Consider the following 26,726-nt stretch of genomic DNA (forward strand, 5'->3'; position numbering starts at 1 on the left):
CATAAAATTTATGATATGGCATTCGCAAGTGTTTATCCACATTATGTGACAAAGGTTGAGAAAAAAGGGCGTACGAAAGATGAGTTGCATGAAGTCATCACTTGGTTAACAGGATATGATGAAGCAGGTTTACAACAAGTATTAGATGAGCGAGTACCGTTTGAAGATTTCTTTGCGCAAGCACCTGACTTAAATCCGAACCGCAAGTTAATTACGGGTGTCATTTGCGGCATTCGTGTTGAAAACATTGAAGCACTTTTAATGCAGGAAATTCGCTATTTAGATAAGATCGTAGATGAGCTCGCAAAAGGTAAGCCATTAAATAAAATAATGAGGAAATGATTTAAAGAATAAAACGTTTTCAAGTTTTACAAAATGATGAACTTATAAAAAATATATTGCAGAATCGTAATCGTTACGATACAATGTACTTAATTTAAAAACGGATTCGATGAAAAAGATATGAAATACAAGATTTAAGTCAGAGATAGAAAGTCAGCGGCTGGAAGCTTTCTAATTACTTAAACTGTGTTTTACTCCTTTTGAGATGTATGTGAAAGCATACCGACTAATGGCATGTTACGCCATTCTAATGAGGAAGCAAGTTGAGACTTCTAGGAGAGCAACTCCAATTGAAGTCTTGTTTAATGACTTGTTTCGAATGTGGGTGGTACCACGAGCATAAACTGCACTCGTCCCTGTTATCAGAGGATAAGTGCAGTTTTTTTATTGAATAAAATCAATCATTAGAATTTAAGGAGGCAATAATTATGGCAGAACAAGTTATCGTTACTTTACCAGATCAACGCAAATTGGAGGTGGCACAAGGCACAACACTTTACCAAGTTGCGCAACAAATCGGCAGTTCTTTTGCGAAAAAAGTTGCGGTTGCGAATGTGGATGGCACATTTTATGGTTTGAACGAATACATCGGAGAAGATTGCCAAGTTGAATTCTTGACATATGAAGATGAAAAAGGGTTAGAAGCCATTCGTTATACTTTAGGTTATTTAGCAGGTGAAGTCCTAGAAAAACACGGTGCAAAAGTTGCGGGATTCGGTGTAAACAAAGAACAATTCTTTGTAGACTTCAAACCTGAAGAAAACTTGAAAGCAGCGGATTTAGAAAAAGTTTCTAAAGACATTCAAAAAGCAGTAAGCGCCAATCATCCAATTGAAGTTCGTGAATTATCAAAATTAGACGCATTAGACCAATTTAATGAAAATGCTTTTATGCAACATCATATTGAACAAGCCTCAGAGCCTGTGAAAGTTGCAGTGCATGGAGATTACGCAGCAGTTATCGACCAACCTTTAGTACACAATTTATCTAAAGTGAAACACTTCAGTTTACAAGCAGTATCCGCAACTAACTGGTTACGTGATGTGAACAACGAAGCATTACAACGTGTATCTGGTTTTGCATTCGCAGATGCGAAAGCCTTAGAAGACCATCAAGCGTTTATTGATAAATATGAACAAGTGAACCATCGTCGTTTAGGTAAAGAATTAGATATCTTCTCATTCTCAGAATTTGCACCAGGTATGCCATTCTATGCGCATAACGGCCAAGTGATTCGTTTGGAATTACAAAATATGTTGAGACAATTACAGTTTGAAGCGGATTATGAAGAAGTCTATACTCCATTTATCATGGACGAAACTTTATGGAAAAACAGTGGACACTGGGATCACTACCAAGACAATATGTACTTCACTGAAGTTGATGAACAAACTTATGCGTTAAAACCAATGAACTGTCCTGGACATATGTTGATTTACAAAAATCATTTACATTCATATCGTGATTTACCAATTCGTATGGCTGAGTTCGGACAAGTACACCGTCATGAATTAAGCGGTTCTTTAAATGGTTTATTCCGTGTAAGAACATTCAACCAAGATGATGCACATATCTTTGTACGTCGTGACCAAATCGAATCAGAAATCTTAGATGTCTTAGGTTTGATTCATAAAGTATATAGTGTCTTCGGCTTCGATTACAGTATTGAACTTTCTACTCGTCCAGATGACTTTATGGGTGAAATCGAACTTTGGGATTTCGCTGAACAATCATTAGAAAATGTATTGAATCAACATGGTTTTGAATATACAGTCAATGAAAAAGACGGCGCGTTCTATGGTCCTAAAATTGATATTCACATCAAAGATGCATTAGGACGTAGTCACCAATGCGGTACTGTACAACTAGATTTCCAAATGCCTGAAAAATTCGATTTAACTTTCGTTAATAAAGACGGAGAAAAAGAACGTCCAGTGGTTATCCACCGTGCAATTTACGGTTCAAGCGATCGTTTTATCGGTATCTTACTTGAACACTTTGGCGGAAACTTACCATTATGGTTAGCACCTGTACAATTAGAAGTGATTCCTGTCAATGCAGACTTGCATTTAGATGCGGTAAAAGACTTGAAACGTCAATTGAAAGCTGAAGGCTTCAGAGTAGATCTAGATCTTTCAGACGAAAAAATGGGTTATAAAATCCGTCAAGCACACTTAAGAAAAGTACCATATACACTTGTTGTGGGAGATAACGAAGTAGAAAATGGTACAGTTGCGGTAAGAAAACGCGGTGCTTCTGAAGAAACTAGCGTAGATGTGAAAGACTTCATCGAACAATTAAAAGCAGAAAGAGATGTTTTAAACTCAGTAGAGTAAGTTTAAGTTATATTTATTAAAAATTAGTATATAGCCTAAAAAAGTAATCATTCTAAGAATGGTTACTTTTTCTATATAAATAATATTGTTGCTTTAAAAAGATAAAATCTCCTAGATATATTCTTATTTATCAGAATATTTTAAATAATCTGTTTACACCGAGAGAGAATAGTAGTATATTACATGTATTCGACTCTACAAATTCAAATAAAATTGTGCAAAATAAAGGGAGATGTTTTAAATGGGAAATGCTCAAGAAATATTTAATCGGGATCATAAATATTTTGCTGAAGCAGGTCGGATACCTTATTATCCACTCATTATTGATTACGCACATGGAGCAACATTAACAGATATCGATGGAAAAGAATATATCGATTTATTATCAAGTGCGAGTTCACAAAATGTTGGTCATACACCTGAGAAAGTTGTAAAGGCTATACAAGAACAAACAAGTAAAATGATTCATTATACACCGGCTTATATGTATCACGAGCCGCTAGCTAATCTTTCTGAAAAACTGTGTGAGTTATCACCTGGGAAATTTAATAAAAAAGTACTTTTTGGTCTTACTGGTTCTGATGCATGTGATGGAATCATTAAATTTTCAAGAGCTTATACTGGTAGACCTTATATTATTAGTTTTACCAACGCTTATCATGGTTCCACATTTGGTTCGATTTCTTTATCAGCGATTAGTTTGAACATGAGGAAAAAAATAGGGCCGTTATTACCCGGAGTGTATCACATCCCATTCCCAGATAATTACAGAGGAATGTATGGTTCGACAGAATCCAATACTATTGATGAGTATTTAGCACCTTTAAAAGAAATGTTTGAAAAATATTTACCTCCAGATGAAGTTGCGTGTGTAATCGTAGAAACTATTCAAGGAGATGGAGGATTATTAGAACCGGTAGAAGGTTATTTTGAAGCTTTGGAAAAGCTATGTAAGGAACATGGGATTTTAATTGCAGTTGATGATATTCAACAAGGAATGGGAAGAACTGGAAAATGGAGTTCGATAGAACACTTTAATTTTGAACCTGATTTAGTAGCATATGGAAAATCGTTAGCAGGCGGAATGCCAATGTCAGCAATTGTTGGAAGAGAAGAAATTATGGATAGTTTAGCATCACCAGCTCATCTATTCACAATGGGAGCAAATCCAGTAAGCTGTGCAGCGGCGTTAGCAACTTTAGAAATGTTAGAAGAAGATAAGTTAGTTGACAAAGCAGCCGTAAAAGGTAAATACGCTAAAAAATATATGGAAAATTGGATTGATAAGTTTGAATTTGTAGGTGATGTAAGAGGTCTAGGGTTATCTATTGGAATAGATATTGTAAAAGATAAACAAAGTAAAGAAAGAGATAATTTAGCTGCTTTAAAAATTTGTAATCGTTGTTATGAAAGAGGAGTAGTAATTATTGCCGTAGCAGGAAATGTGCTACGATTCCAGCCGCCTTTAGTAATAACAGATAAAGAGTTAGATAAAGCATTGAATATATTAACAGAAACTATGGAAGAATTGCGCGATGGAAAATTAGATGTTTACCAAGTTGAAGGACAAGGTTGGTAATAGGGGTGTTTATATGGAAAAAGGAATTGATTGGAAGAATGTTTTAAAGTTAAGTGGGGCCTATATGGCGTATTTGATTGGATCAGGATTTGCAACGGGGCAAGAAGTAATGCAGTTCTTTGCTTCATACGGTAAAGCAGGAATTGCAGGTATATTTTTAAGTGCACTCCTATTTTGTTCTTTAGGAGTAACATTAATGACTAGAGGCTATGAGCTTCAATTAGCACAACCAGGTGACATTTTTAAACTATACTGCGGAAAAATAATAGGGAGATTGGTAGAGTATTTCACGTTATTATTTTTATTCAGTATTGTAGTAATAATGATTTCAGGTACTGGTGCAATTGCTAATGAACATTTTGGAACACCAACTTATGTTGGACTTTTAGGTATGGGAATTGTAACAATGATAACAGTAATATTTGGCTTGAAAAAACTGGTGGATATTATTGGAGCAGTCGGACCAGTTATTGTTGTTTTAACTATCGCTATTTGTTTAGTGGTCTTCCTAAAAAATATTGGTTCATTACCATCTTTAGACACATTACCGCAAGCTGCTAAAGATTTACAGCCTGCTGGTCATTGGTGGCAATCAAGTATTTTGTTCTTTTGCTATAATATTTTAGCAGGAACGATATTCTTTACTCAACTTGGACAACAATCTGGTAGTCGTAAAGAAGCATATGCTGCAGGTATTTGTGGTGGAGCTGGTTTAATGGCTGCTGTGCTGGCCATGGTATTAGCAATGTTTGCACATTATCCTAACGTATTAAAGTTAGAAGTACCGGTATTATATCTTGGAGATACAATTAGTCCTTGGGTAGCGACTATTTTCTCTATTTGTATATTGCTAGGTATTTATTCAACAACAGCACCGATGTATTGGTTGATTAAAAATGAGTTTATGCGTTTTATTCCATCAAAATTTGGTGTGCTTATCACTGTTTTATTAGGTATTGTTTTTATGGCTGGAGGTACACTTCCATTTGGAGAATTGGTTGCAATGATTTATCCATTTGTAGGATATGTTGGATTAGCATTAGTTATAGTCATTTTCGCACGAACTATATGGTCTAAATTCAAAACTACTAATAGTAAAATTTAAGAAATAAAAAATACGCATTGCAGTAGAAAGGGTAGCTGCAATGCGTTTTATTTTTAAGGGTTATTATTTTATAGTTTCATGTGTTTCAATTAAGTAGTTGAGGGAGCTTAATTGAACACAGGTTTTTTGACATTTTTATTAATGAGGGTAGGATTCAGAATGCAGGGCTAATCACGTTCTGAATCGTCGTGTGATTTTCAAGATTGAGTTTAAACGTTTTGTTTGGGCTCATTTCCATATAACAGGTGTGCGTTTGATCGATGATTATCATTCAGAGCGACTTAAACTCTGTTTTATTTGAGTAAGGGTTGTGTTGTAAGTTTGAAATAGTAACGTGAAGCATAAGAAAGTTGAGGGCACTGCTGGTGGTGATGAATTGTGGGAATTCAATCAGCAGAATATATGCATTGTTACCTTATTTCAATACTTAGCGCGTTTTAAATTTTAACGCAGATTTATTTTAACCATCAATTGCTGTTATAGGCATACTGATTACTATTTGGCACTTAATTTGAACTTACCGGTTGTTGTTAGGGTTATTGTGTAGCTATGACAGCATCTTGCAATGTTTATGATTAGCTTTTTCAATCAAACATTTTAAAACAGGAGGTTGCAAGAGAATTGCTGCTGTATCAGCTTTGTGCGTATAGAATGGGCTGTTTTCTTATACGTAAAGCACATTGTTATAATTTGGGCTGGTTTCAATAGACTACTATAGTGGTGAGTGTAGCGTATTGAAAATTTTTATAGAAATGAATGGTTGTTTAATAAGGTAAGTTCAATTTAATGTTATATGGAAATAAAAAAACTCGCTCCTGTTTACATGCATCACCTCCTTGAAAAGTCTTTATGAGTTTCAAAGTAGGTTAGTAAACAGCACCGAGTACCTTACACCAATCCTAATATATTCTATTACGATTCAATATTGCGATCGAACACGAATATTGAAATGACTTCATCATCTTCTAAATTAACATCTGTAAATAGTTTTACAAATTTCGCGCCTACCAATTCTTCCATTTCTGTAGGTGGATGTTGGTTGTAAAGTTGTTTAATTTCTTCTGTACGTCCAAATTTAAGCATTCTTTCGAATTCCTTACTTTGAGTATTACGCAAATAGAAGTTTTCAACTTTACTTAGGCTTCCTGTCATATGGGCAACCGCCCAGTTATCTTTGAAAAACACTTTGATTTGTTCGGGACCTTTACCGATGTGTTCTTTACGATACGCACGGACAAGGTTCGCAAATGCTTGTGTCTTATTTTGTTTAGCTATATCAATCACCTGCTTACTTGAGAAATGATATGACATATTGAAGTTCAGGCTGATTAGATTTCAATATTTTGATACACCTTCACTTTAAAGAAAATGAAGTGTGCAGCAAGACTATTGAAATGATTACTTGTATCAAAATGTCATTGTATGAGAGCATCCGACATTAATCAAGTGTGCAATATTATTTTGCCTGTTGTTAATACACTTGTACTTAATGATAATACTTTTTTTCTTTGATTTAAAGAGGTTTGCTTAAAGTTTTTTAAGTAAAAAGATTCAGAAATATCAATATCGCTTTAAAAGAGTGAAGTAGAAGAAGAAAAGAAAAAGCAGTTTATACTGCGATTTCTTTTACAGCTTCAATTGTTTATTTCATCACAAATCTTTCTTCGTCTAAGTTTTTACGGAAAGCTTTTTGGTCTGCTTTAGATTTCTTTTTAAAGTCTTTAAGGAATTGTTCGTACTTAGGCAATACTTCCTCAACTTCGCCGAATTGTTTCAAGCGTCCGCCTTCAATCCAAGCGATTTTTGTACAGAATTGACGGACTTGGCCGATGTTATGGCTGACGAAGAAAATCGTTTTGCCTGCTTCTTTAAATTCGTGGATTTTGTCTAATGATTTTTGTGTGAATGTTTGGTCTCCGACAGACAACGCTTCGTCAATCACTAAAATATCCGGATCAATCGTGACGTTGATAGAGAAACCAAGTTTAGCACGCATACCACTTGAATACTTTTTAACGGGTTGGTAAATAAACTCTCCCAGTTCACTGAATTCAACGATTTTAGGTGTGAGCTTTTTAATTTCTTTACGTGTAAAGCCCATGCACAACATTTTAAATTCAATATTTTCTAATCCTGTTAATTGTGCGTTAAGCCCTGCATTGATCGCAATAACACTGACTTCACCATTTTTTTCAATTGAACCTGCAGTGTTGGATAAAGATCCGCCGATAATATTGCTGAGGGTTGATTTGCCTGAACCGTTGATGCCGACTAAACCGATAATATCACCTTTATACGCTGTCATTGAGACATCTTTTAACGCGTAAAATGTTTTGTTCTTATGATTAGGAATGAGCGCATCTTTGATTCGTTCTTTGTTATTACGATAGATACGATATTCTTTTGTAATATTATCCATCTTTACAGATACATCTTTCATTGTATAACCTCTTCCTTAACCTCTATTTACTCTATTATAGTACATATTGCGATGCCGAGCGGTCAAAACGCATATGAATTCTTCAACGCTATAAATTTTACCATTTCTTGAAGAATTGGTCATTATTTTCGTCGTTAAAGTCATTTCTTTGCCATTAGTAATGAAAATTATTCCATTCTATATTATAATTACGTATAATGTTGAGATGGATATATTTCAAGCATAGAGAAAAAATTACATAAGCATATGTAATGAAATGCGCAAATCGTTTGAAAGCGTGGTTTGAACATGGGAGCATTAATAACTGTTCTGAAAGAACATATTAAAGGATTTTATTTGATCCACAGGTTAGCACAATTTGAGTTGAAAATTGCTAACCATAATAACTACTTAGGTATGGCGTGGGAGTTAATTAACCCGCTTATCCAAATTTTAGTCTACTGGTTCGTGTTCGGATTCGGGATTCGTACAAACGCACCGGTTGATGGGATACCCTTCATCTTCTGGATGCTTGTCGGTATCAGTATGTGGTTCTTTATCAACCAAGGAATATTAGATGGGACACGCTCGATTGTATCGAAATATAATCAAGTGGCGAAAATGAATTTCCCGTTATCGATTATTCCGACGTATACCGTAACTGCAAAATTATATGGACATTTAGCATTACTCGGGATTATTATTATTTTCTGTATCGCTTCAGGTATTTATCCGACGATACATATTATTCAGTTATTCTTATACGTACCATTTGCGTACATTGCTACAAGTGCTGTCGCAATCTTAACTTCGACTCTAGGTGTATTAATTCGTGATACACAAATGATGATGCAAGCGTTAATGCGTGTATTATTCTATGCATCACCAATTTTATGGGTCGCTAAGCCAGGTTCGATTGTACAAAAGATTCTGATGTTGAATCCGATTTATTTCATCGCAGAATCATACCGTGCAGCAGTACTGTATCATAACTGGTATTTTATTGATCATTGGCAATTAGCACTTTACAACGTATTTATTGTCGTATTTATATTCTTTGTAGGTTCGATTCTGCACATGCGCTACAGAGATCAATTTGCAGACTTTATGTAAGATTATTTAAGAGTAAACTCCAAGCATGTTTTAGCGTGTTTGGAGTTTTTTTAAAATAAGCAGAGGTGAAAAACATGAGACAAGTCATCAAGAAGCTGTATTTAACCATTATCAATGTATTTAATACATTATGGTTCAATAAGAAAATCGATACGCATCATATTGTGTTGTTTATGAGCTTTAAAGAAGATATATGGCCTTTAGTTCAAAGGTTTCATAATGAAGGTTACCGTTTAACTATCATCGGTAAAGAAAAAGATAAACAACAAGTTGCACAATTATCAGGTGTTGATTATGTCATCAACAGTAATAAAAACGTTATTGCGCAATTAAAAGCATTAGCCACTGCTAAAGTTATTTTTGTCGATAATTACTATTTGTTAATGGGAGGTTATCGCAAGAAAAAAGGGCAGACTGTCATTCAAACATGGCATGCGGCAGGCGCCTTAAAGTACTTTGGCCTAAAAGATCATGCGGTCGATTTGTCTAACAAGAAAGTGGTAGATCAGTATTTGAAAGTATATCATGCGACAGATTACTATCTCATAGGCGGCGACCCAATGGAAATTTGTTTTAGAAATGCTTTTAGTGCAACACCTGAACAAATGTTACGCTTTGGTTTGCCTAGAATGCAACAGTACTTTACAGTTAACTTAGAACAACAAAAAGAAAAGTTGAAACAACAGTATGGGATTAAAGATAAGCTTGCAGTATATGTACCGACATACAGAGAACATCAAGCAGCGAACAGAACGATTGATGCACAACATTTTGAACAGGAGTTGCCAGGCTATACAATTATCAATAAATTACATCCAGCTGTAAGACAAGGGTCTACACCTGATATTGAGACACAACACTTGTTCTTGATGGCAGATGTCATCATTACAGATTATAGTTCACTTGCGATTGAAGCGAGTTTATTGAATAAACCTGCCTTATTTTATGTTTACGATCAAGCGGAATATGAAGCGGATCGGGGTTTGAATCATTACTATTGGCAAATTCCTGAAAACTATAAAGCATATAATGAAGCAGAGTTGCTGCATAAATTAAAAGAAGGTTTAGAACATTATCCGCCGCTCTTTAATGAATGGCATGATTACAATACGGATGAAACTTTAAATCAGATATCAAATTATATAAAAGAATTGGTGAAACGATGAAAATTTCTATTATTATTCCAGTTTATAACTCAGAAGAAGTCATTAAGAAAGCAGTCAGTTCCATCGATACGAAATACGATCATGAAATTATTTGTATTAATGATGGTTCTACAGATGGCACACTTGAAGTACTTGAAACAATTCAAAAAGAAAATAAGCACGTCAAAATTATCAGTCAATCTAACAAAGGCGCAGCGGCTAGTCGTAATGTCGGCTTATCTCATATTACAGGCGATGTCTTCATGTTTTTAGATGCTGATGATGAATTTTTACCGAGCCGTATCGATGTGATGGCACGTCGTTATGAACAAAATGACGATGTTGAAATCGTGATTGGACAAACAGGACGTGATTATCATGGTGAATGGCGTACTTTCCCGACACATGAAGAAATTAAAAAAGATGAAGTTGTGAATTTAGCACAATGCCCAGCGATGCTGCAATCTATCGGACCAAGAGATAAGATGTTCAGCGCACGTTTCAAAGATTTACGTTTTGATGAAGACATTGTTTTTTGTGAAGAACATACATTTATGGCACATGCATTTAATCAAGCACATGATATTCAATTGTTACCAGATATTATTGCGGGCTATAATGTACGTGAGAACTCGATTACAGCACGCAGTGTTGAGCGTTTCTTTGATTATATGCACGATGCTTATATTGTACGTGGCCGCGTGATGGATTACTTGAGACTTCGTAATGTACAACAATATTATAGCTATCGTATGGATGAATTGATTGTCAGTTATATGCTTCAAGCTTATGTGACAGAAAAACCAAAAGTGACACAAGAATTATTAGATACAGTTATCCAATACATTGAAGGTATGCAAAAGACGCATTATGATGGCGATGCATTATTTAGAATTGTCAAAGTGATGGAAGGCGGCTGTAAAGGTTGGACGTTGCATTATTATCGTCAATGGCGTGAAGCGTTGAACAAAGTAGGCATCGGACGTCCGAACTATTTAGCGTTCAAAGCACAATTAGTGCCTAAACAATCAGCTTTTAGAGGGCGTGCTGCTTTAAAAAGCGCGTTAAAAAAATAAGCAAACTTACAATTTTAATATGAATTGAAGTGTGAAATGTGTTATTTTTTTACAGTAACTAAAATTGTGAAGGAGGGTTTAAATTTGAAGAGAGTTATTACGTACGGTACATATGACTTATTGCATTATGGTCATATTGAATTACTGAGAAGAGCGAGAGAAATGGGAGATTACCTGATTGTGGCACTCTCTACAGATGAATTTAACCGCATTAAAAATAAAAAATCTTACTACAATTATGAACAACGAAAAATGATGTTGGAATCTATTCGTTATGTAGACTTAGTTATTCCTGAGGATGATTGGGGTCAAAAAGAACGTGATGTGGAACGTTATGATGTAGATACTTTTGTCATGGGTCATGATTGGGAAGGAGAATTCGACTTCTTAAAAGACAAATGCGAAGTGATTTACTTAAAACGTACAGAAGGTATTTCTACGACACAAATCAAAAAAGAATTATATGGTAAAGATGCCAGATAAAATAAAAACAGAGGTATAATCGCCAGGGCTTGGCAGTTATACCTCTGTTTTTGATTTGTATTTAAAATTTCAACATTATTTCTTACGTCCGAATGATGAAATAATCATATAAACAACGATGGCTAGTGCTGCGACAATAAATGCAACGCCAAGGCTCGTTAGAATCGGATGTGTACTCCAAGAAGATTCTGCGAATGTTGTTGCTTTTCGCATCAATGGACGTTGAACATCTACTGATGGCGGGCCATAATCTTTTGAGATAAATTGTCGGTCATAGTCTAGATGAAGCTTGCCATCTTCTACGACGAATTTATAATCTTCTTTTTTAAGATTGCTTGGAACAACATCGTATAAATCTTTTTTCACGTAATAGGTTTTATTATTGATTTTGTGTTGTCCTTTAGACATAACTTTAACGTATTTATATTGTTCAAATGAACGATTGATTAAACTGTTGCCCATTTTATTACGTTCTTTATCTCCGCCTAGATGTTCGAAGTCACCTGCACCCATCATAGCTTGATCAATACGGAAGCCATCACGCTTAGTACTTAATGTGTGGTTATAATCAGCGATGTCGCTTGATCCAGTTTTTAAACCATCTGTACCAGGTAAGCTCAATTCAGAACCTTCAAGCGACCAGTTGAACGTATAATATGTTACACCGTGTTGAGTTGGTGAGATTGCTTTAGTAAATTTAAGCACTTTAGGTGTATCTTGCACGACACGTTGTGATAAAATCGCGAAATCTCTTGCGGTTGATGTACTAGACATTTCATCTTTATAACGTTTTGGCGCAAAACTTTTTAATAAGTTATTTTCAGCGCCTGTCGGATTTACAAAGTGTGTATGGTTCATACCGATTTCTTTAGCTTTTTCGTTCATCTTGTCGGTAAAATCAGATGTGGAATCAGAAACTTCATTTGCTAAAATCAATGCAGCCGCATTACTAGAGGCTGAAACCGTAATTTGAAGCAATTCACTGATGGTATAAGTTTCACCAGGATATAATTTAGTATTACTTAACTCTGGAAGGGTAGACATCGCATAATGTTTATCGGTGATTTTCACTTTATCATCTAACGATAATTTACCTTCTTTAACAGCTTCTAACGTCAGGTACATTGTCATCAATTTCGTCATTGAAGCGGGGTACCATTTCTTATCCATATGATAGCTGTAGAGTACTTGCCCGGTTTGACTAATGTTCACAGCACTTTCTGGTTCAAAACCTTCTCCGATATTTTGACCGCGTTCATTAGCGATTTGGACAGGTGATTTGGTTTCAGTGTCCGCATCAGAAAATGGTGTTATAATGGTACTTACGAAGAATATTAACAGTGTCAGTATTACTATCTTTTTCATTATGTATGTTTCAGTCCTTCAACAATAATAGTTTCACAGTAAAACTATTTTATCATAAAAGTAGTTTGATACAAGGGAACAATAAATATATGAAAATTATGCCTATTTTAGACGTCAGTCTAACGGTTGTCTGACCGAAGGGTGCCCGGACGTCTAAAATCATGTGAAAAGTCGGGACTATGCATCATAATTTAAGAAGAAACATAAAACTATAATTGAGGTAAGCGTGAAAAATGAAACAGACTAACAAAACATCTAATCCACTCTTATTCTTATTGAAGAAACTGACATGGCCAGTCGGCTTGATTGCGATTGCAGTATCTATTTCTTCCTTAGGGAGCATCAGTGGTTTAATTGTCCCTTTATTTACTGGAAGAATGGTTGATAAATTTACTGGCGAATCCTTCAACATGCAGTTTATTTTAATCTTTATTGCTGTGTTTGCGTTGAATGCAGTCTTAAGCGGTATCGGCTTATACTTATTAAGTAAAATCGGTGAAAAAATTATTTATGCGATTCGTACTGTTGTATGGGAACACATCATTCGTTTAAGAATGCGTTTCTTTGATGTGAATGAAAGCGGACAGTTAATGAGTCGTTTAACAGATGACACTAAAGTGATTAACGAATTTGTTTCTCAAAAATTACCGAATGTGCTGCCTTCTATAATCACATTAATCGGTTCATTGATTATGTTGTTTATTATGGATTGGCAGATGACGTTATTAACTTTTATTACGATACCTTTATTTGTGATTATTATGATCCCTTTAGGACGTGTCATGCAGAAAATTTCTACGCGTACACAAGCAGAAATTGCGAACTTCAGTGGTTTGCTTGGACGTGTATTAACGGAAATGCGTTTAGTTAAAGTTGCCAATACGGAACAAGTTGAACTAGATAAAGCACATATAAATTTAAAAGAAATTTATAAGCTGGGTCTGAAACAAGCGAAAATTGCGGCAGTCATCCAACCGATTTCCGGTTTGATCATGTTGTTAACAATCGGGATTATTCTTGGTTTCGGAGGTATCCGTATTTCATCAGGCGCGATTACTGCAGGAACACTTGTTGCGATGATTTTTTATGTTATTCAAATGTCGATGCCGCTTGTGAACTTGTCGACATTGATGACAGATTATAAGAAAGCAGTCGGAGCAAGCAGCCGTATTCATGAAATCATGCAAGAACCGTTAGAAGAAGTCTATATGCCTACGGGTCAATCTTTAGGTAATGGTGACATCGCATTTAAAGAAGTTTCATTTGGTTATGATACAAAAGAAGTCTTACATGATTTGAATTTTGATATTCCAAAGGGTAAAGTAACTGCATTTGTAGGGCCATCAGGATCAGGAAAAAGTACGATTTTCAATTTAATAGAACGAATGTATGACGTGACACACGGAGACATCCTTTATAATGATGTTTCTATCTATCAATTACCGCTATCGGATTGGCGTAATAAAATTGGTTATGTCATGCAGTCTAATGCGATGATGAGCGGTACAATTCGAGATAATATCTTATATGGTATCAACCGAAAAGTGACAGATGCTGAATTAATGCAGTATACACAATTAGCGAACTGTCACGAATTCATTACAGATTTTGATGAGGGATACGATACCTTAGTCGGTGAACGCGGATTGAAACTTTCTGGTGGTCAACGTCAGCGTATTGATATTGCGCGCAGCTTTGTGAAAAATCCTGATATTTTATTATTAGATGAAGCGACCGCAAATTTAGATAGTGAAAGTGAAAGAAAAATTCAAGAATCATTAGAAACATTAATGAAGGAACGTACAACTGTGGTAATCGCACACCGTCTTTCTACCATTATGAAAGCTGATCAAATTATCTTCTTAGATGGTGGACGTGTGACGGGTATTGGTAAGCATCATGAGTTAATGCAGTCGCATGAAAAGTATAAAGAATTTGTGATGACACAAAAACTAACAGATTAATGATAAAGGTTGAGACAAGAAGAAAAGTCTCAACCTTATTTTTATAACAAAAGAGATATATAGACGAATTATGACAATCATATTTATTGCAAGAATTTTTGTTTCATTTCTCAAAAATCTAATTCAAAGGTAACAACCAACATGATATACTAAAAAAGCACTTAAATTTTTTACAATTTGTAAATACGAAATATCTCAAGTAACAGGCGGACATTGTAAGGATTATAGGGAATTCAATCGGGAGGTTATGATTCTGTCAGTGTAGACTTGTACATAATAAAATAATAGAAATGGCGGGTGTAAAATGTATTTACTTATCAACATTGTTGGTTTGATTGTATTTTTAGGTATTGCAGTGCTCTTCTCTAGAAATAGAAAAGCGATCCAATGGAAATCAATTGGTATCTTAGTCATTGTAAACTTATTCTTAGCATGGTTCTTTGTCTTCTTCCCATGGGGAAATATGGCAGTTTCTAAAATGGCTGATGGTATTGCATGGTTGATTGAATCAGCGAACGCTGGGACTGGCTTTGCGTTCAACAGTTTTGTAGAAACAAAACAAATGGATATGGCGGTTGCAGCCTTATTCCCAATTTTACTCGTAGTACCTTTATTCGATATTTTAATGTACTTTAATATTTTACCGAAAATTATCGGTGGGATTGGTTGGGCGTTAGCTAAAATTACACGTCAACCAAAATTCGAATCATTCTTCGGTATCGAAATGATGTTCTTAGGGAACACAGAAGCATTAGCTGTTTCAAGTGAACAGTTAAAACGTATGAATGAAATGCGTGTACTAACAATTGCGATGATGTCTATGAGTTCAGTATCTGGTGCAATTGTCGGTGCGTATGTAACGATGATTCCAGGCGAACTTGTGTTAACAGCAATTCCATTAAATATTATCAATGCGATTATTGTTACTTCTATCTTAAACCCAGTGACAGTTGAAGAACGTGAAGATGTGATTTACCACATCCAACAAGAAGGTGTAGAACGTCAACCGTTCTTCTCATTCCTTGGAGACTCAGTTATCAACGCTGGTAAATTAGTATTGATTATTATCGCATTCGTAATCAGTTTCGTAGCATTAGCGGACTTAATTGACCGTTTACTTCACGTACTTTCAGGTACAGTAATTGGTTGGTTCAATGTCAAATTCAGCTTTGGCTTAGACCAAATTTTAGGTGTCATCATGGTACCTTTCTCATTATTACTTGGTCTACCTTGGAGCGAAGCATGGCCAGTTGCACAACAAATGGCTAAGAAGATTGTCACAAACGAATTCGTAGTCATGGGACAAATTTCTGATGCGGTTAAATCATATGATCCGCATAGACGTGCAGTTATTTCTACTTTCTTAGTATCATTTGCGAACTTCTCAACAATCGGTATGATTATCGGGACATTAAAAAGTATTGTTGATAAGAAAACATCTGATTTCGTTTCGAAATATGTACCTATGATGTTATTGTCTGGTATTTTAGTTTCATTACTAACAGCAGCATTCGTAGGATTATTCGCTTGGTAAGCGTATAGATAGAAGCATTGTATTCGGTAGTTGTTACTGAATATGATGCTTTTCTTTTTTAAGCAAAATGAAAACAGGTGAATGAATGTGGGGAGACACAAACATTACCTGCTTTCAACGGGAAATGAATTTGATGCACGTAATCAGTAAGGACTAGGTACTGATGGTGCATTCGAGCGAAAATTTTGCTTGTTTATTGTAAACAACACAAAGGAGATAACTTCCTTAATCTCTTGATTAAGGAAGTTGAAATTTATTATAGCAAAGCTTCAACACAAAGTAAACAAAATTTTCAGAATAATTAATTTAATATTAATAAACACTGTGATTCAGGGGTTTCACATTGTTGGTTAAGAGCGCCTGTGCTAGTATTTATCTTATCTACACAATTTAATAAGGGGGCGATTGGATTTGAAACGAAGAACGTGGCGTGACCTCGCACTCGTAGTATTTGGTTCATTTATGTTCTCTGCAGGGGTCAATACATTCATTATTTCCGCACAATTAGGGGAAGGCGGCGTAACAGGACTATCCATTGTATTTTATTATGCTTTTCACATTTCGCCAGCTATCACTAACTTTGTGATGAATGCGATTTTAATTGCGATTGGCTATAAGTTCTTAAGTAAGCGAAGTACGTACTTAACCATTCTTGCAACAGTGTTAATTTCAGTCTTTTTAGGACTGACTGAATCTTGGCATGTTGAAACTGGCAACATTATTGTGAATGCCATTTTCGGGGGTGCTTCAGTCGGATTAGGTATTGGCGTTATTGTACTTGCAGGGGGGACGACAGCAGGTACAACGATTTTAGCGCGTTTAGCACATAAATACTTAGACGTCAGCACATCTTACGCGTTGCTATTTTTCGACTTAATCGTTGTGGCGATTTCATTTACTGTGATTCCAGTCAATAAGTTATTGGTAACGATTATTTCACTTTATATTGGTACGAAAGTTATGGAATTCGTTATTGAAGGTTTAAATACGAAGAAGGCGATGACTGTAATTTCAAGCCGACCTGATGAAGTGGCGAAAGTTATTGACCAAAAAATCGGACGAGGGGTTACGATTATAGATGGTCGCGGTTATTACTCAAAAGAAGACAAAGAAATTTTATATGTGGTTATCAGTAAAACACAAGTTTCAAAAGCGAAACGCTTAATTCGAAAAATTGATGAGAATGCCTTTTTAGTCATCCACGATGTGCGTGATGTGTATGGTAATGGCTTCTTAGTAGATGAATAAAGGATGAGAAATCGAGGCGATAGTCTCGATTTCTTGCGTTTTAGTACATAAGAATTGTTAGGAAATCGCTCCAAAAAATGTTATAATATAGCCTATGATAATGATTATCAATTACAAGACTGTAGTTGATAAAAGTATGAAAGCTTTCACGATAATCTTTACAGGTCATAATTATAAATAAATGCAATGAGATAAGAAATAGAAATAAATTCTGCGGCAGACCTTGAAAAGAGACAGGTGTTTCGGCAACTGTATTTAAGGTTCATGTCGTATCCAATGGAGGATGAAGTATATTGGCAAATCGTTTAAATGGTCAGCACGTAACAATCGGATATGGGGATCATGTGATTGTTGATAACCTAGATGTAGAAATCCCTGATGGAAAAGTTACGTCTATTATCGGACCTAACGGTTGCGGTAAATCAACATTACTAAAAGCATTATCTCGTCTTTTATCCGTTAAAGGCGGAGAAATCACATTAGATGGTAAAAATATTCATACACAATCTACGAAAGAAATTGCGAAGAAAATCGCCATTTTACCACAATCACCAGATGTTGCAGATGGTTTAACAGCAGGCGAATTGGTTTCATACGGCAGATTTCCACACCAAAAAGGTTTTGGCCGCTTAAGCGCTGAAGATAAAGCTGAAATCGATTGGGCGCTTAAAGTAACAGGTACGTATGATTTTAAACACAGAGCTATTAATGATTTAAGTGGCGGTCAAAGACAACGTGTATGGATTGCGATGGCTTTAGCACAAAAAACAGATATTATTTTCTTAGACGAGCCAACAACGTATTTAGATATCAGTCACCAATTAGAAATTCTTGAATTAGTTCAAGAATTGAACCGTGAACAAGGTTGTACCATTGTAATGGTGTTACATGATATCAACCAAGCGATTCGTTTCTCAGATCATCTGATTGCGATGAAAGCAGGCGAAATTGTTTCGAGCGGTGAAACACAAGAAGTCTTAACGAAAGATATTTTAGAAAGATGTTTCAATATAGATGCAGAATTAAGTACAGATCCACGTACAGGTAAACCGATGTTAGTCACATATGATTTATTGTGTAAACATTATTCGAAAGTATGAGGCACGGTAAATGAGTGATAAAGAGAGAAAAGAGAAGTATCCCAGATTTATATTGTTATTACTTTTATCATGTGTGATGTTAGGGACAATGTTGGTGCTCTCCATTTTATATGGAGATGCGCCCATTCGTCTTGGGACGATTTATGAAGCGGTTTTCCATTATAACCCTATGAATGAACAGCACAACATTATCAGTGAAATTAGAATACCTAGAGACTTAGGTGCAATACTTGTAGGTATGGCGCTTGCGGTGGCTGGGGCAGTTGTTCAAGGTGTGACTAAAAATGGTTTGGCAGATCCAAGCTTAATCGGCTTGAATGCTGGTGCCAGTTTTATGCTCGCTTTAACATATGCCTTTGTACCGCAAGCTTCTTTTAGTTTATTGATGCTTGCAGGTTTTATCGGTTCAATATTAGGCGGTACAATCGTATTGATGATGGGCCGTTCTAGAACTGATGGGTTCAATCCTATCCGTATTATTTTAGCAGGTGCTGCTGTCAGTGCATTCTTGACGGCTTTAAGCCAAGGCATTGCATTAACTTTTAAATTGAATCAAGACATCAATTTTTGGAGCATGGGCGGTGTTTCTGGCACAACTTGGGTTCAATTGAAATGGAGTACCCCTGTTATTTTAGTGACGATCGTTTTGTTAATCTTACTAAGTCGACAATTAACAATTTTAAACTTAGGAGAAAGCTTAGCTAAAGGCTTAGGCCAAAATGTGCGCGTCATTCGTACAATCAGCTTAATACTAACGATGCTGTTAGCAGGTGTTGCTGTAGCAATGGTCGGACAAATTGCCTTTGTCGGTTTAATCGTGCCACATATTGTACGCTTTTTAATTGGTACGGATTATGCGAAAGTGATTCCGTTAACTGCTGTTTTAGGCGCATTTTTAGTTCTTTTAGCAGATACCGTCGCACGTATGTTAGGAGATGCGCCAGTCGGTGCGATTGTATCCTTTATTGGCGTGCCTTACTTTATTTATTTAATTAGAAAAGGAGGTCGCTCAATATGATAGAAGATAAATTACGAAGACGTCAGTGGCTGGCTTTATTAATTACGAGTGTCCTTTTGTTTGCGGCCTGTGTTTGGAGTATCACGTCAGGTGAATATCAAATGTCAGTCGGCACGTTCTTTAAAACTTTATTTGGTTTAGGTGACTATACGGACAGTTTGATTCTACTAGATTTTAGACTGCCGAGAATGTTAGTAACGATTCTGGCAGGTGCTGCATTAAGTTTAAGCGGTGCGATGATGCAGAGTGTAACCAATAATCCACTAGCTGAACCTGGTATTTTAGGTATTAATGCAGGAAGCGGCTTCTTTATCGCACTCTTTATTGTCATCGGACAAGTGAGTGCAGATAGCTTTATCTATGTTTTGCCAATACTGAGTATGACTGGCGGTATTTTAACTGCATTAATTATTTTCTACTTCAGTTATTCTAAAGAACGCGGTATGACTCCAGCTAGTATGGTCTTAGTCGGTGTCGGTTTATCTGCCGCACTCTCTGGCGGTTCGCTGACATTGATGTCTAAATTTGATAAAGACCAAGCAGAGTTTATGGCAACATGGCTTGCGGGTAATATATGGGGTGATGAATGGCCGTTTGTCATCGCATTATTACCATGGTTGATTGTCATCATACCGTTCTTGTTTATGAAAGCAAATACATTAAATATCTTGAATACCAATGACCTATTAGCACAAGGCTTAGGTGTAAATGTCAGACGAGATCGTATGATTATTTTACTGGCTGCTGTTGCTTTATCATCAGCAGCTGTAGCGGTGAGTGGTGCTATCAGCTTTATTGGTTTAATGGGACCGCATATTGCGAAAACGATTGTGGGACCAAGACATCAACTCTTTATGCCTTTAGCAATTGTTATTGGCTCGTTCTTACTAGTATTCTCGGATACAGTTGGTCAAGTGATTTTACAACCATCAGGTATTCCAGCTGGTATTGTCGTTGCGTTAATCGGTGCACCTTATTTCTTGTATTTAATGTATCGTACACGTTCATTGTAATTTAACGTAATGAAATATTGTTATACGTTATAGTAATTGATGTGAAATCCAAAAAAATATGGTAAACTAATACTAATTGTAGATAAAATCTGTTCAACAATAGGAGGACATTGGCATGAAAGATTTAATCAAGCGACATGTCTTAAACGGCGAATTTGAATCTGTGAAACGATTAATGTCCGAATCAGATTTTATGGAATTTGAAGAACATTACATTTCAAGTGCGCATGAAGCAGAAAGTGTTATGTTTTATACGTGTATCTTAGATATGATCAAAGATGGAGAAACAGCGGAAATGCATGATTTAGCATTCTTGCTTCTTGTTTATCCATTAAGTGACTTAGAAGGTGCATTGGATTCTGCTTACTATCATGCAGAAGCTTCCATAAAACTCACTGAGGGCAAAGAAGTGAAGAGTTTATTACAAATGTTGTTGCTCCATGCAATTCCTGAACCTGTTATTTCTGATAAAAAAGCTTTCGATATTTCTAAACAGATCTTGAAATTAGATCCTAATAATAACGTAGCCCGTAATATCCTTAAACAGACAGCGAAACGAATGGATAACGTGGTGGTCAGCATTGATGAACTGAACCAAAATCGTGATGCAAAATAATGAATTTAAAATGAATTAAAGGGTATCTCACATGAGGTATCCTTTTTGTTTTGCACAAAAAAGATATTTATCCATAAGTTTTACTAATGGGTATGTTTACAAAGTTTAATGAGTAATTCTATCAAATTGAGGGTAATTTATTGTTGTGTTTGGGTAATTACACTTAACGGCTATTGCGCAATTGAGTGTTTTATTGTTACTATATACTTTTCATGGAATAAGTAATGGCCTTTTTCAGAAAAAGACAGAAACATAAGCTATGGATAGTAAGTATTAACGTTGGCAAGCATTGTTTTTAATTACACGAGGAGGTATTCAACGTTATTATGACGTTTAATAAAGAAACAGTAAAAATTGGCTTTGCCTATGTCGGTGTAGTCGTCGGCGCAGGTTTTTCAACAGGCCAAGAAGTTATGCAATTCTTCACTGAATATGGTCTATGGGCTTATATCGGTGTTTTAATTTCAGGTATTATCTTAGGATTCATCGGAAGACAGGTCGCAAAGATAGGGACAGCTTTCGATGCTGAAAACCACGAATCAACTTTGGCATATTTATTTGGAAAATACGTTGGACGGATCGTCGACTATATACTGGTCTTCTTCTTATTCGGAATTTCTGTCACAATGATTGCAGGGGCAGGTTCTGCATTCCATGAAAGTTATGGCATCCCTACATGGTTAGGTTCACTGATTATGGTAATTGCTATTTATATTACATTACTTATGGACTTCAATAAGATTGTCCGCGCACTTGGTGTGGTAACACCTTTCTTAATCATCTTAGTGATTGTGATTGCAGGTGTTTACCTATTTAAAGGTCAGGTGCCATTTAATCAAATTAACGCAGAAATGCCTAAGACAAGTCCGCTTTGGGGCATTATCATGGGAACAGTTTACGGCGGTTTAGCGTTTGCGGTAGGATTTAGTACAATCGTCGCTATCGGCGGTGACGCAAGTCGTAGAAGAGTATCAGGTGCCGGTGCAATGTTCGGCGGTATCATTTATACGATTCTGTTAGCATTGATTACATTTGCATTGCAAACTGAATTCCCAGCAATCAAAGAAGCGGCTATTCCAACATTGACATTAGCGAATGGTATTCACCCAATCGTAACAATTGTATTGTCAATTGTGATGTTAGCCGTAATGTACAACACAATTTTGGGTCTGCTTTATTCATTCGCAGCAAGATTCACAACACCTTATAGCAAAAAATATCACATTTTAATCGTGATTATGATGCTTGTCGCTTACGGATTAAGTTTCGTAGGTTTCTCAAGTCTGATCAACTTCTTATACCCAACAATGGGTGTTATCGGACTTGCGATTGTTATTGGCGTGTTAGTGAAATATTTCAAACGTAAAAAAGAGAATGAACAACATATCGCATAAATTGCCCAATGTGTGACATTTACTAGATATAGCAGAAAACTTATGAATAATGAAGGTCAACTTACTGCTTGTAAGCAGTAATGATGAAAACAATAGGTATAGCGCAGCTGATTTTGCTGCGCTATTTTTCTTGATTTCACCCTTTGAGATGACTTTAAATATAAAGTACAATAAATACAAATTGGAAATTATCTTGCCGATAGAATAAAGAGAGGACTTGGTAATCAAATGAACAGTCGAAGAAAAAAATGGCTGGCAATCGGTGCGATTATCTTCGTGTTATTAGGCATCGCTGTCGGTGTTGGTATAAAACTTTATATGGACTATCAGCATAAACAAAACATGAAACCTAAAGTCGCGATTAACAATAATAATGTAAAGGTCTTTAATAATATTACATATAGTAAAGCATTCCCGAAGAGTCAGCTTGATATCATCACACCAGCAGAATTAGATAAAGATGTGAAATTACCAGTGATTTTTTGGATGCATGGCGGCGGCTTTATTGCGGGTGATAAACAATATAAAAATCCATTGTTGGCAAAAATTGCAGAACAAGGCTATATTGTAGTGAATATTAACTATGCTTTAGCACCACAGTACAAATATCCGACCCCTTTAATTCAAATGGATCAAGCTGTAAAATTCATTAAAAAGAATCCGCATGAATTGCCGATTGATTTTACGCAAGTGGTGTTCGGCGGCGACTCAGCAGGTGCACAGTTATCCAGTCAATTTACTGCGATTCAAACAGATGAACAGTTAAGGAAAGATATGCACTTTAAACAACGTTTCAAACCGAAAAATATTCGTGCAGCTATCTTTTTCGGTGGTTTCTATAACATGAATACAGTCAGAGAAACAGAGTTCCCACGTATTCAACTCTTTATGAGAAGTTATACTGGTACAGAAGAGTGGGAAAGTGAATTCAGAGATTTATCTGAAATGTCGACAGTGGAACATGTCACAAAAGATTATCCACCGACTTTCTTATCTGTTGGGGATGCAGATCCATTCTTCAGTCAAAATCGAGAATTTGCACGGGTCTTAGAAGAAGACGGTACATCAGTCGATACATTCTTTTTTGATGGGTCACACCATTTAAGACATCAGTATCAATTCCATTTAAACTTACCAGAATCAAAAGAAAATCTAGTCTCTGTACAACGTTTCTTAAGTAGAAATACAAGCTCAACAACGATTAAAAATCCAGATGAGCAATTTGAACCGATTCAATTAAATCCTTATAAGGATTAGTATGTTAATAACAGATCATATTTTAAAAGAAGTATCACAAAGTAATTGGCTTTGTAGATACTTCTTTTTGTTATAAGATAATAAGTGGGTTATATGTAAAATAGAAAATGAAAGTAATAAAAAACCTGATATGTTTGTGACATATCAGGAGAAATATTAGTGCAATAGTTTAGCCATAACGTATTCACTATAGTATTTATTATCTATTTTGAGTTTATCGCGCATTTCGCCTTCAATTTGATAGCCTGCTGATTTGAATAAATCTACAGCATGCTCATTTTGAGGGACAACTAATGCTTCTAAACGACGAATATCGTGGTTGTATGCCCATGCATCCACTGCATTTAATAATGATTGTCCAACACCTTTGCTGCGGTATTGTGCGCGAATGCCAAGACGCACGCGTGTTTCGTGGCGTGTACGTTCATATTCGCGAGATGTGACAATCGCAAAACCAATCAACTTACCGTCGATTTCTGCAAGATAAATAGTATTCGATGGAGAAGTGATAAAATGTTCAAGCTGTTGTAATGCGCTTGAAAGAGATGGCACATATTCGCCAGGGCTATACAGCATATAGCTAGATTCATCATAGATATCTTTTAATAAAGCAATATATGCATCTGCATCATTGATACTTATTTCTCTAATCGTATGTTCCATAGACACCCTCCATAATATAAGGTAGTATTACACTGAGTATAGCGTAAATGACGATTGTCTGCATCGTTTTTAGTTTCATTTTACTTTAAAATGATAGAACGCAATGATTGTTAGAGAATCGCACAAAGATAAGTGTAAAATAAAAGTTGTGAAATGTAAATGAAACAGTTTTGAAATAATTTCGAAATAAAAATAATAGGTGATAACATGAAAATTTTATTGGTAGAAGATGACAAGTCCTTATTTGAACAATTAAAAAAAGAACTAGAACATTGGGATTTGCAAGTGTCTGGTATTGATGATTTTAATCAAGTTATGGAAGCATTTGAACAGGAACAACCAGAAATTATTATCATGGATGTAGAGTTGCCGAAATATGACGGGTTTTATTGGTGTCGTGAAATACGTAATCAATCGAATGTACCTATCTTATTTTTATCAGCGAGAGATAATCCAATGGATCAAGTTATGAGTATGGAACTAGGGGCAGATGATTTTATGCAGAAGCCTTTCTATACTAATGTCTTAATCGCGAAGCTTAAAGCCATATATCGCCGTGTATATCAATTCAATCTAGAGGAGCAACGTATGTTGTCATGGGGCGATGTCCAAGTGGACCTTGGTAAAGGCGTATTAGAGAGAGGAAATGAAACCGCACATCTTTCTAAAACTGAAATGCTTATTCTAGAGATTTTATTAAAACATCGTAATCAAATTGTCAGTCGTGATGAGATTATTACGGCGTTATGGGATGATGAAGCATTTGTGAGTGATAATACGTTGACGGTTAATATCAATCGACTACGTAAAAAGTTAGCAGACTTTGGATTAACTAATGCGATTGAAACACGGGTCGGTAAAGGATATTTAGCACATGACAATATTTAAACGTATCTCAAATTATTTAGTCTCTCGGTTGAATTGGTTGGCGTTGATTGTTGGCTTTCAAATCTTTTTAGTGATTTTAGCTGTACTAGATCAAAATTTATCTGTTGAATCTATGCTTTATGTCATTTTATGTAATATTATCTTCACATTGGTGTTCCTCATTTTTTCTTACAACTATGAAACTTCGTTCAACAAAAAATTGTCTGAAATGAAAGAGGTTGAGGAGTTGAAGCATAAAGAAGCGGCCAATACTCCGATGGAAGAAGAAGTCTTACAATATTTATATCTGATGATTCAAAGACAAAAACAAATTGTATCTAGGCAATCTGTGCAATTAAAAGAAAATGAACAAAGCCTAACGGAATTTGTGCATGAAATTAAAACACCTTTAACCGCATTGAAATTAATCATTGATCAAGAAGAAGATATGACTCGTCGACAAGCTTTATTGTTTGAATGGTCACGCATGAATGAAATGTTAGACCAACAATTGTATTTATCACGATTAAGCCAAAAGCACCAAGATTTATATTTTGAAGTCGTTTCATTAAAACGTATGGCGATTGAAGAAATTCAGTTAACACGTAATATTTGTAGACAGCGCGGTATTGGGTTCGATATAGACTTTAATGAAGAAGATAAGGTCTTTACAGATATGAAATGGTGCAAGATGATGATTCGCCAAGTCCTTTCAAATGCGGTGAAATACAGTCAAGCGGGTACAGAGATACAAATCATCACTAAAGAAGTCGAAGGACATATTGTGCTTGAAATCAAAGATACAGGACGCGGAATTGCTTCTCAAGATATGCCGCGCATATTTGAACGTGGTTTTACGTCAACACAATACCGCCACGAGACAACTTCTTCAGGTTTAGGTTTATATTTAGTGGATCAAATCAAACAGCCATTACATATACAAGTATCGGTTGATTCTATTGCAGAAGAAGGGACAACAGTCTCTTTTATCTTCCCCAAACAGAACGAAATGTTAGAACGTATGTCTGAAGTGACAAAATCGTCACTTTAAACATGCGTTTTGTAATATCAAATCAACGACCATAAAAT

The 26,726-nt window shown here is 35.7% G+C and carries 23 protein-coding genes; 19 read left to right on the forward strand and 4 right to left on the reverse strand.

The genetic code is table 11. The annotated features are described in order from the left end of the window. Window positions 1–15 precede the first annotated feature (15 nt). From HMPREF3270_RS01690 to HMPREF3270_RS01705, 4 genes are all read left to right on the forward strand, one after another. Window positions 16–342, forward strand: coding sequence for a DUF2200 domain-containing protein (locus tag HMPREF3270_RS01690; protein WP_371106794.1), 327 nt, complete (start codon window positions 16–18; stop codon window positions 340–342). Window positions 343–770: 428 nt separating this feature from the next. Further along, window positions 771–2,678 (forward strand): threonine--tRNA ligase, encoded by a 1,908-nt coding sequence (thrS, locus tag HMPREF3270_RS01695; protein ID WP_060803716.1) that lies wholly within the window; start codon window positions 771–773, stop codon window positions 2,676–2,678. A gap of 241 nt (window positions 2,679–2,919) precedes the next feature. Continuing rightward, the gene (locus HMPREF3270_RS01700; RefSeq protein WP_070848320.1) at window positions 2,920–4,257 is read left to right on the forward strand and encodes an aspartate aminotransferase family protein; all 1,338 of its coding nucleotides are present in this window, start codon (window positions 2,920–2,922) and stop codon (window positions 4,255–4,257) included. 13 nt (window positions 4,258–4,270) lie between these two features. After that, a complete protein-coding gene (locus HMPREF3270_RS01705; RefSeq protein WP_070848319.1) occupies window positions 4,271–5,362 on the forward strand; it encodes a YkvI family membrane protein in 1,092 nt (363 codons plus the stop codon). 912 nt (window positions 5,363–6,274) lie between these two features. On the opposite strand, the gene HMPREF3270_RS01710 is transcribed toward HMPREF3270_RS01705, so the two are convergent. Further along, entirely contained in the window at window positions 6,275–6,646 is a 372-nt protein-coding gene (locus HMPREF3270_RS01710) for a Na-translocating system protein MpsC family protein (protein ID WP_023015448.1), read from the reverse strand. Window positions 6,647–7,004: 358 nt separating this feature from the next. Then, window positions 7,005–7,802: a teichoic acids export ABC transporter ATP-binding subunit TagH gene (gene tagH / locus HMPREF3270_RS01715; RefSeq protein ID WP_002481421.1), complete on the reverse strand. Its 798-nt coding sequence runs from the start codon at window positions 7,800–7,802 to the stop codon at window positions 7,005–7,007. Window positions 7,803–8,090: 288 nt separating this feature from the next. Here tagH and HMPREF3270_RS01720 point away from each other — a divergent pair, with 288 nt between their 5' ends. The 4 genes from HMPREF3270_RS01720 (at window position 8,091) to tagD (ending at window position 11,598) form a co-directional block, all read left to right on the forward strand. Then, on the forward strand, window positions 8,091–8,894 hold the full coding sequence (locus HMPREF3270_RS01720) for an ABC transporter permease (protein ID WP_023015447.1): 804 nt from the start codon (window positions 8,091–8,093) through the stop codon (window positions 8,892–8,894). 74 nt (window positions 8,895–8,968) lie between these two features. After that, complete coding sequence (gene tarB, locus HMPREF3270_RS01725; protein ID WP_070848318.1) at window positions 8,969–10,060, forward strand: teichoic acid glycerol-phosphate primase TarB; 1,092 nt, start codon at window positions 8,969–8,971, stop codon at window positions 10,058–10,060. Continuing rightward, complete coding sequence (locus HMPREF3270_RS01730; RefSeq protein ID WP_070848317.1) at window positions 10,057–11,115, forward strand: glycosyltransferase family 2 protein; 1,059 nt, start codon at window positions 10,057–10,059, stop codon at window positions 11,113–11,115. Before tarB ends, HMPREF3270_RS01730 begins: the two co-directional genes overlap by 4 nt. An 84-nt stretch (window positions 11,116–11,199) precedes the next feature. After that, window positions 11,200–11,598, forward strand: coding sequence for a glycerol-3-phosphate cytidylyltransferase (tagD, locus tag HMPREF3270_RS01735; protein ID WP_002481425.1), 399 nt, complete (start codon window positions 11,200–11,202; stop codon window positions 11,596–11,598). A gap of 75 nt (window positions 11,599–11,673) precedes the next feature. Here tagD and pbp4 read toward each other — a convergent pair whose 3' ends face one another. After that, a complete protein-coding gene (gene pbp4 / locus HMPREF3270_RS01740; protein WP_060803714.1) occupies window positions 11,674–12,963 on the reverse strand; it encodes a penicillin-binding protein PBP4 in 1,290 nt (429 codons plus the stop codon). A 233-nt stretch (window positions 12,964–13,196) separates the two neighbouring features. Here pbp4 and HMPREF3270_RS01745 point away from each other — a divergent pair, with 233 nt between their 5' ends. The 9 genes from HMPREF3270_RS01745 to HMPREF3270_RS01785 all read left to right on the forward strand — a co-directional run bounded on the left by HMPREF3270_RS01745 (window position 13,197) and on the right by HMPREF3270_RS01785 (window position 24,107). Continuing rightward, window positions 13,197–14,927, forward strand: coding sequence for an ABC transporter ATP-binding protein (locus HMPREF3270_RS01745; RefSeq protein WP_023015443.1), 1,731 nt, complete (start codon window positions 13,197–13,199; stop codon window positions 14,925–14,927). 304 nt (window positions 14,928–15,231) lie between these two features. Beyond that, entirely contained in the window at window positions 15,232–16,461 is a 1,230-nt protein-coding gene (locus HMPREF3270_RS01750) for a NupC/NupG family nucleoside CNT transporter (RefSeq protein ID WP_070848316.1), read from the forward strand. A 411-nt stretch (window positions 16,462–16,872) separates the two neighbouring features. Continuing rightward, window positions 16,873–17,709, forward strand: a complete 837-nt coding sequence (locus HMPREF3270_RS01755) for a YitT family protein (protein ID WP_002481429.1) — start codon at window positions 16,873–16,875, stop codon at window positions 17,707–17,709. 293 nt (window positions 17,710–18,002) lie between these two features. Next, entirely contained in the window at window positions 18,003–18,809 is an 807-nt protein-coding gene (locus HMPREF3270_RS01760) for an ABC transporter ATP-binding protein (protein WP_023015441.1), read from the forward strand. A gap of 10 nt (window positions 18,810–18,819) precedes the next feature. After that, the gene (locus HMPREF3270_RS01765; protein WP_002481431.1) at window positions 18,820–19,827 is read left to right on the forward strand and encodes a FecCD family ABC transporter permease; all 1,008 of its coding nucleotides are present in this window, start codon (window positions 18,820–18,822) and stop codon (window positions 19,825–19,827) included. Then, window positions 19,824–20,840, forward strand: a complete 1,017-nt coding sequence (locus HMPREF3270_RS01770) for a FecCD family ABC transporter permease (RefSeq protein WP_002481432.1) — start codon at window positions 19,824–19,826, stop codon at window positions 20,838–20,840. Before HMPREF3270_RS01765 ends, HMPREF3270_RS01770 begins: the two co-directional genes overlap by 4 nt. Window positions 20,841–20,955: 115 nt before the next feature. Next, window positions 20,956–21,456, forward strand: a complete 501-nt coding sequence (locus HMPREF3270_RS01775; protein WP_002481433.1) for a hypothetical protein — start codon at window positions 20,956–20,958, stop codon at window positions 21,454–21,456. Window positions 21,457–21,782: 326 nt separating this feature from the next. Further along, complete coding sequence (locus tag HMPREF3270_RS01780) at window positions 21,783–22,850, forward strand: YkvI family membrane protein (protein ID WP_023015440.1); 1,068 nt, start codon at window positions 21,783–21,785, stop codon at window positions 22,848–22,850. Between the two features lie 228 nt (window positions 22,851–23,078). Then, entirely contained in the window at window positions 23,079–24,107 is a 1,029-nt protein-coding gene (locus HMPREF3270_RS01785; protein WP_070848315.1) for an alpha/beta hydrolase, read from the forward strand. 156 nt (window positions 24,108–24,263) lie between these two features. Here the strand turns inward: HMPREF3270_RS01785 and HMPREF3270_RS01790 are convergent, their stop codons facing one another. Continuing rightward, entirely contained in the window at window positions 24,264–24,770 is a 507-nt protein-coding gene (locus HMPREF3270_RS01790; RefSeq protein WP_002481436.1) for a GNAT family N-acetyltransferase, read from the reverse strand. Between the two features lie 207 nt (window positions 24,771–24,977). Here HMPREF3270_RS01790 and HMPREF3270_RS01795 point away from each other — a divergent pair, with 207 nt between their 5' ends. After that, the gene (locus tag HMPREF3270_RS01795; protein ID WP_002481437.1) at window positions 24,978–25,658 is read left to right on the forward strand and encodes a response regulator transcription factor; all 681 of its coding nucleotides are present in this window, start codon (window positions 24,978–24,980) and stop codon (window positions 25,656–25,658) included. Next, window positions 25,645–26,688 carry a sensor histidine kinase gene (locus HMPREF3270_RS01800; RefSeq protein WP_070848314.1) on the forward strand — a complete coding sequence of 348 codons (1,044 nt, stop codon included), beginning with the start codon at window positions 25,645–25,647 and terminating at the stop codon, window positions 26,686–26,688. Before HMPREF3270_RS01795 ends, HMPREF3270_RS01800 begins: the two co-directional genes overlap by 14 nt. Window positions 26,689–26,726: the final 38 nt, after the last annotated feature.

Origin of the sequence: Staphylococcus sp. HMSC65H10 (assembly GCF_001839185.1) — a bacterium.
GTDB lineage: Bacteria > Bacillota > Bacilli > Staphylococcales > Staphylococcaceae > Staphylococcus > Staphylococcus simulans.